We start from the raw sequence: 6525 nt of genomic DNA, 5'->3' as shown, positions 1-6525 counted from the left end.
CCGCGATCGCGGCTGCCGCCGCTCCAACAACGCCGCTCCTACAACACCGGCCCCGGATCGTCGCCCAGCCGCAGCCGCAATGCATGCATCAGCGTCGTCGGCTTGGCGACGCCGGTGCGCGGCCCGAGGCGCTGGCGCGCGAGCTGCCGCGCCAACTCCACCAGCACCGGCCGCGATTGCAGCGGCACGTCGCGGAATGCGCGCAGCAGTTCGGACTCCTGGGTGTCGCCCGGGCCTTCGGCCACGGCAGTGCCATCGGCCGAGATGCTTTCGGTGACGAGCATGCTGCCGCGTCCCGTGGCGAGCCATTCGAACTGCACGCCGGTGGCCACCGCGATCGCGAGGAGATGGCCGATGTTGGGACGCTTGGGTTTGCTGGATTCCCAGTGACTGACGGCGCTGCGATGAACGCCCGCGTGTCCCGCGAGTGCGGCTTGCGACAGCCCGCCATGCCGGCGTGCAAGCCGGATACGTTGCGTGAGTGTCAAGGTTCCATCCTTTGCGTTACGCACGGCATCCGGCCATGCGCGCGGAACACTAACGCAGCGTTCGCGCAGTGAGCAAGATTCATTCCAGAGGGGGCGGCCCCCGGTAGCCGCACGCAATCGGCCACGGCGTGTTATCCATATGCCATGTTCGTCTCCATCCCCACCCGCCACCGCAAGCAGCTGCGCTGGGCCACGCCCCTGCTGTTCGCGCTGCTGTGGGGCGCCTACCTGTGGGCCAGCACCCGGCCCGAGGATGCGCGGCGGCTGTGGCTGCTGGACTGGGGCGCGCTGACCGGCGGCGAGGCGATCGCCGGCACCTGGCACGCGCTGTGGTTCGACGGCCAGTGGATGCGACTGTTCAGTGCCCTGTTCCTGCACGCGGACTGGGCGCACCTGCTGGGCAACCTGGTGTTCCTGCTGATCTTCGGGCTGCCGGCCGAGCGGGTGATGGGGGCCGGGCGCCTGCTGCTGCTGTTCCTGCTCGGCGGGGCGGCGGCTAACCTGGCGGCGGTGCTGTTCATTGCCGGCCCGGACCGGTTGGTGATCGGGGCCAGCGGCGCGGTCTCGGCGCTGATCGGCGCGTACCTGGCGCTGTTCCCGGGCGCGCGCCTGGGCGTGGTGCTGCCGCTGGGCCTGTTCCTGCAGTTCGTGCGCGCGCCGGCGTCGCTGCTGATCGGCATCTGGGCGCTGCTGCAGGTGGTGTTCGCCTACATCGGCCCGGCCTTCGGCGCGGTGGCGTGGGCGGCGCACATCGGCGGCTTCGGCTTCGGCGTGCTGTTCGCCCTGCTGGTGCGCGCCGGCATCGCCCGGCGGATGCGGCGCGAGCGTGGCTTCGGGTGAGAAATGATGCGTCGCAGCAAATTTTCCCAACGTTACCAATCGGTTAAAAGCCGGATATAGTGCATACGGCGTCGTATGTAGGCGCGCAAGACCCCACCAGCAACACCACGAACAACACTGGGCATACAGCCGGAGATCCTCCACATGCAAACCGCTTCCCGCCTTACTCTTTCCGCCCTGGCGCTCGGCGTCGCGGGCGTGCTGGCCGCCGGCCAGGCCGACGCTTCCGGCTTCCAGATCCGCGAGAACAGCGTCAAGAACCTGGGCCGCGCCAACGCCGGCACGGCGGTCGCCTGGGGCGACGCCTCGGTGGTGCTGAACAACCCGGCTGCGATGACCAACCTCGACCGCACCACCTTCCAGGCCGACGTCACCGTCATCGACCTGACCGCCGAGTTCAACGGCAGCGGCACCACCGCGCTGGGCGCGCCCGCCGGCCCGCTCACCGGCGGCGACGGCGGCGACCCGGGCGATCCCACGCCGGTGCCGGCGATGGCCTTCGTGTTCCCGCTCAGCGGTTCGCTCGACAGCGTCACCCTCGGCGCCAGCGTCACCGCGCCGTTCGGCCTGAAGACCGAGTACGACGCCGACTGGATGGGCCGCTACGACGCGATCACCTCCGACGTGCGCATCGTCGACCTCACCCTGTCGGCCGCCGTGCAGTTCACCGACCAGTTCTCGATGGGCGCCGGCGTGATCTTCGAGCGCGCCGACGTCACCCTGACCAAGGCGATCGACTTCGGCACCGCGTTGTGCGCGGCGCAGAACCCGATGAACTGCTTCAACCCGGCCTATCCGTTCCACCCGCAGAAGCAGGACGGCCTGATCGACGTGACCGGCGACAGCACCGGCGTCGGCTTCGTGGTCGGCGCGCAGCTGAAGGTCACCGACAACTTCCACATCGGCTACTCGCACCGCACCGAGATCAAGCAGGACCTCGAGGGCGAGGCCGACTTCACCCTGCCGGCCAGCGTCGCGGCCACCTTCAACGGCATGGGCATCCACGCCTACGACGACGGCCCCATCTGGGCCACCCTCGACGTGCCGTCGGTCGACACCCTGAGCGTGCGCTGGAACCTCAGCGACACCACCCGCCTGGTGGCCGACGCGCAGCTCACCGGCTGGAGCTCGTTGCCGTCGGTCGACATCTACCGCCCGGGCGGCACGCCGGTGGGCAACGAGTCCTTCGAGTGGGACGACAGCTGGTTCTACGCCCTCGGCGGCGAATGGGACTACAGCGATGCGTTCACCTTCCGCGCCGGCATCGGCTACGACGAGACCCCGACCAACGACGAGCACCGCACCCCGCGCCTGCCCGACAACGACCGCATGGTCTACACCCTGGGCATGACCTGGAACGTGTCCGAAGCGCTCAGCGTCGACGCCGCCTACATGCGCGTGGAAATCGACAGCCCCACCGTCGACACCCACTCCAGCAGCAGCTCCAACCTGGTCGGCTCGTTCGACGGCCACGCGGACCTGCTCGGCGTATCCGCCCAGTACCGCTTCTGACCGGCGACTCGTAAGAGCGGCGGAAGCCGCGAAAAAGTTGTTGAAGGAACCCCGCCCCCGCGCGGGGTTTCTTTTTTTGTGACGCAGTTGGCCGCATCGCCCCCGCATTCAGCGTTATGTTTCGCTCGAAGGCCCATTGGGGAATGGGCCGCCAATCCGCCCACTCGGATTGCGCACTGGCAAGACACGCTGGGGAGTTAGAGGCGCCAGAGAGTGGTCGGGGCGGCCCTGCCGTTCGTGTTGGTGTGCCTGGCATGGCCTGCCTACGGGCAGGAAGTCCCGGACAGCAAGCAATGCGTCCCGCAGGACGACAGCCAGAAGGTGGACCCGCAGGCCCCGGACTGCAGCACCCAACAGCAAAGCACCGAACTCTACGACCCGCAGACCGCGCTGATGACCGTGGTCGAGCCCAAGGTCGAGGCCGACACCACCCGCGCCTCGCCGCTGGGCGACGACTACGACCCGGTCACCGGCGCGGTCACGTTCTCGACCACCGACATCTCGATCCCCGGCAATTTCCCCATCCCGGTCGAGCTGCGCCGCTGGGTCCCGCGCGAGGACTACGACACCGGCGGCCCCACCGGCTGGGCCTGGAACATTCCCTTCATCAAGGGCAACTACCTGGACGTCAAGGACGGCCACAGCGATACCGGCTGGGACTGGGGCCTGAACACCTGGCACGACGGCTACAACTGCAGCGGCGACGCCGACCAGGCCGTCGACGCCCAGGGCGAGCCGATCGCGCCCAGCGCCTACTGGTCGGGCAAGCTGCTGCACATCCCCGGCGTCACCTCCGAGACCTTCCTGACCAAGACCGACGGCACCCAGCTCACCAAGTCCAACTTCCGCATCGCCAGCTGCATCATCAATCCCGACGGGCAGGAAGGCATCGTCGTGGCCGGCCCCGACGGGCTGACCTACACGTTCAACCAGATCAAGAGCTACTACAACGGCAAGCCGGCGCTGAAGGATCCGATCGTGCGCACGCGGCTGCTGATGGTCACGAAGATCGAGGACCGCTTCGGCAACCACGTCGATTACAGCTACACCAACGGCGAGCTGACCGGCATCACCGCCTCGGACGGGCGCAGCATCGCCATCAACTACGCGCTTGCCGGCAGCAAGCGCCGGCCGACGACGGCCACCGCCCACGGCCGGACCTGGACCTATGCCTATGCCGGCAGCGGGTTCAGCGACAAGCTGACCACGGTGACCCTGCCCGACGGCGTCTCGACGTGGACCTACAGCGGCGTCGAGGCCACCGCCTTCGATCCCATGGGCAGCGGCGGTTACAGCCAGCAGTTCCGGATCTTTCCCCAGCCGGTCCTGGTCCCGGGCTGCACCGTGGCCAGCACCCAGTACGTGGCCACGGTCAAGACGCCGCACGGGCTGACCTCGACGTACACGTTCAAGGACGTGGTGCTGTACCGCGCCAATGTCGAGCCGGAGCTGTACCAGGACACGCAGAACCCCGACCTGGTGCTCAGCCGCACGCTGTACTGCACCGTCAGGCGCGCGCTGGTGGCCAAGGCCATCGCCGGGCCGGGCATCCCCACGGCGAACTGGACCTATGCGTACTCGACCAACACCGGCACCTACACCGACAGCAGCGACCTGAACGATTTCCTGACCGGCCCGTTCGTGCTGCCGGTGCCGGCGGTGGGCGGGTATCCGGAGCCAGTGGCCAGCGGCGACGCGACCGAATACCGGAGTACCACGGTGACCGGCCCGGAGCGCAAGCTGGTGTTCTACATCGACCGCACGTTCCAGTCCCTGACCGAGAACCGCGTGGTCGCCCAGGACACCTTGAACGCGGCCGGCAACACCCTGTTGCAGCGCACGCAGAGCGTGTTCGACAAGGACACCAACCCCCTGGGCATGCACTGGTACCGCTGCCCGTGCGACGGCCTGTACCCGCCGGTCAACGAGGTCCAGCTCAGCTACCGCATCCACCAGATCAAATCCATCGACAACCGCTACCTGGTCGGCGGCGTCGATACCTACACTACCGAGAGCGCCAACTTCGACAGCTACGGGTTCGCGCTCACGAGCAAGGGTTGGAACAGCATCGCCGGGCTGGCCGGGATGCAGCAGATCGACAGGACCTACCTGCACGATACCGTCAACGGCCTGATCGGCTTGCCATTGACGGAAACGGCAAGCCTTCCCAACCAGCCCGATCCGCGGACGACGGTCGTATTGCAGCACCACTACAACAGCCTGGGCCAGCTGGACTGGACCAAATCGTTCGGCAAGCTGAAGGCGACGCTGACCTACGACAACTCCGCCAGCGTGGCCAGTGGCCAGCGCGGCACGCTCAAGACGGTCAAGGACGGCAACGACAACGTGTCGACGTTGTCCAGTTGGAAGCGCGGCACGCCGCAGCTGGTCCAGTTCGCCGACAGCACGTCGCGCAGCGGCGTGGTCGACAACAACGGCTGGCTCACCGAGACGACAGACGAGAACGGCTACACCACCAGTTACACCTACGACGCGATGGGACAGCTGACCGGCATCGTGCGGCCCACGGGCGACAGCACGACCTGGGAGACCACCACGCGCAGCTTTGCACCGGTATCCACGACCGAGTACGGCCTGGCCGCAGGCCATTTCCGCGAATCCATCAGCACCGGCAATGCGCGCAAGCTGGTGTATTACGACGCCCTGCTGCGACCGCGCGTGATCCGCGAGTACGACGCGGCCAACGAAGCGGCCACCAAGCGCTTCCAGCGGTTCGACTACGACCTGGAGGGACGCACCACGTTCGCTGCCTATCCGGGCACCAGCGACACCCTGGGCACCGGCACCTGGACCGAGTACGACGCGCTGGGCCGGGTGACCTCGGTGGCCCAGGACACCGAACTGAGTCCGTCGCTGCAGGTCACCACCACGCAGTACCTGAGCGGGGCACGGGTACGCACCACCAGCCCGCTCGGCCAGCAGACCACGACCACATACATGGCCTATGGGCAACCGAGCATGGACTGGCCGGTGCTGATCCAGGCGCCCGAAGGCGTGACCACCACCATCGTGCGGGACGCCTTCGGCAAACCCGAGTCGATCACGCGCGGAGAAGCCCCATGAGCCGGCCCGTGCATCGCCTGGCGCTCGGGGCGCTGCTGGCGCTGGTGTCACTGACGGCGCTGGGTGCCGACAAGGGCCAGCAGCGCTTGATCGGGTTCAACGCGGACTTCATCACCCAGGGCGTGCCCACGACGATGGTCGCGGGGCAGAGCTACGCGGTCAGCGTCACGATGTCGAACAACGGCAGCGACGGCTACGACTGGTACGACGCGGCCCTGGAGTCGCAGAACCCGACCGGCAACACGACCTGGGGCCTGTCGCAGGTGCCCGTGGGCACGTCGGTGCCGCCGGGCTACGACCACATCTTCAACTTCACCGTCGTGGCGCCGTCGACGCCGGGCACCTACAACTTCCAGTGGCGCATGCGCGTCATCAGCGGCTCGCTGCGGTTCGGCGACCTGACGCCCAACGTGGCGGTCGTGGTCACCGCCGCGCCGCCGCCCGTGCCGACCCTGACGCTGCCAACGTCCAGCGCGACCGGCAGTTACACCGCCAGCTGGAGCAGTTCCACCGGCGCGACGCACTACGAGCTGAGCGAAAAAGTCGGCACTGGCAGCTGGAGCGTCATCCAGGACACCAGCGCCACCAGCCGCGCCATCAG

4 protein-coding genes and 1 pseudogene are annotated in these 6525 nt (G+C 67.9%); 4 read left to right on the top strand and 1 reads right to left on the bottom strand.

Annotated features, from left to right (window positions below; translation table 11 throughout):
- Positions 1–38: 38 nt before the first annotated feature.
- A complete protein-coding gene (locus QAA18_RS08610) occupies positions 39–488 on the bottom strand; it encodes a helix-turn-helix transcriptional regulator (protein ID WP_279412523.1) in 450 nt (149 codons plus the stop codon).
- 144 nt (positions 489–632) lie between these two features.
- On the opposite strand from QAA18_RS08610, the gene QAA18_RS08605 reads away from it, so the two are divergent.
- The 4 genes and pseudogenes from QAA18_RS08605 to QAA18_RS08590 form a co-directional block, all read left to right on the top strand.
- On the top strand, positions 633–1328 hold the full coding sequence (locus QAA18_RS08605) for a rhomboid family intramembrane serine protease (protein ID WP_279412522.1): 696 nt from the start codon (positions 633–635) through the stop codon (positions 1326–1328).
- Between the two features lie 144 nt (positions 1329–1472).
- The gene (locus tag QAA18_RS08600) at positions 1473–2840 is read left to right on the top strand and encodes an outer membrane protein transport protein (RefSeq protein WP_279412521.1); all 1368 of its coding nucleotides are present in this window, start codon (positions 1473–1475) and stop codon (positions 2838–2840) included.
- A gap of 213 nt (positions 2841–3053) precedes the next feature.
- Entirely contained in the window at positions 3054–5924 is a 2871-nt protein-coding gene (locus QAA18_RS08595) for a hypothetical protein (protein WP_279412520.1), read from the top strand.
- A pseudogene (locus QAA18_RS08590) lies at positions 5921–6525 on the top strand (hypothetical protein); the annotation flags it as partial. The gene QAA18_RS08595 and the pseudogene QAA18_RS08590, both read left to right, overlap by 4 nt.

The sequence above is a fragment of the Luteimonas sp. 8-5 genome (assembly GCF_029763755.1).
Taxonomy (GTDB): Bacteria; Pseudomonadota; Gammaproteobacteria; order Xanthomonadales; family Xanthomonadaceae; genus Cognatiluteimonas.
The sequence above is the reverse complement of the archived record's forward strand: the minus strand, read 5'-3'. Positions and strand labels throughout refer to the sequence as shown.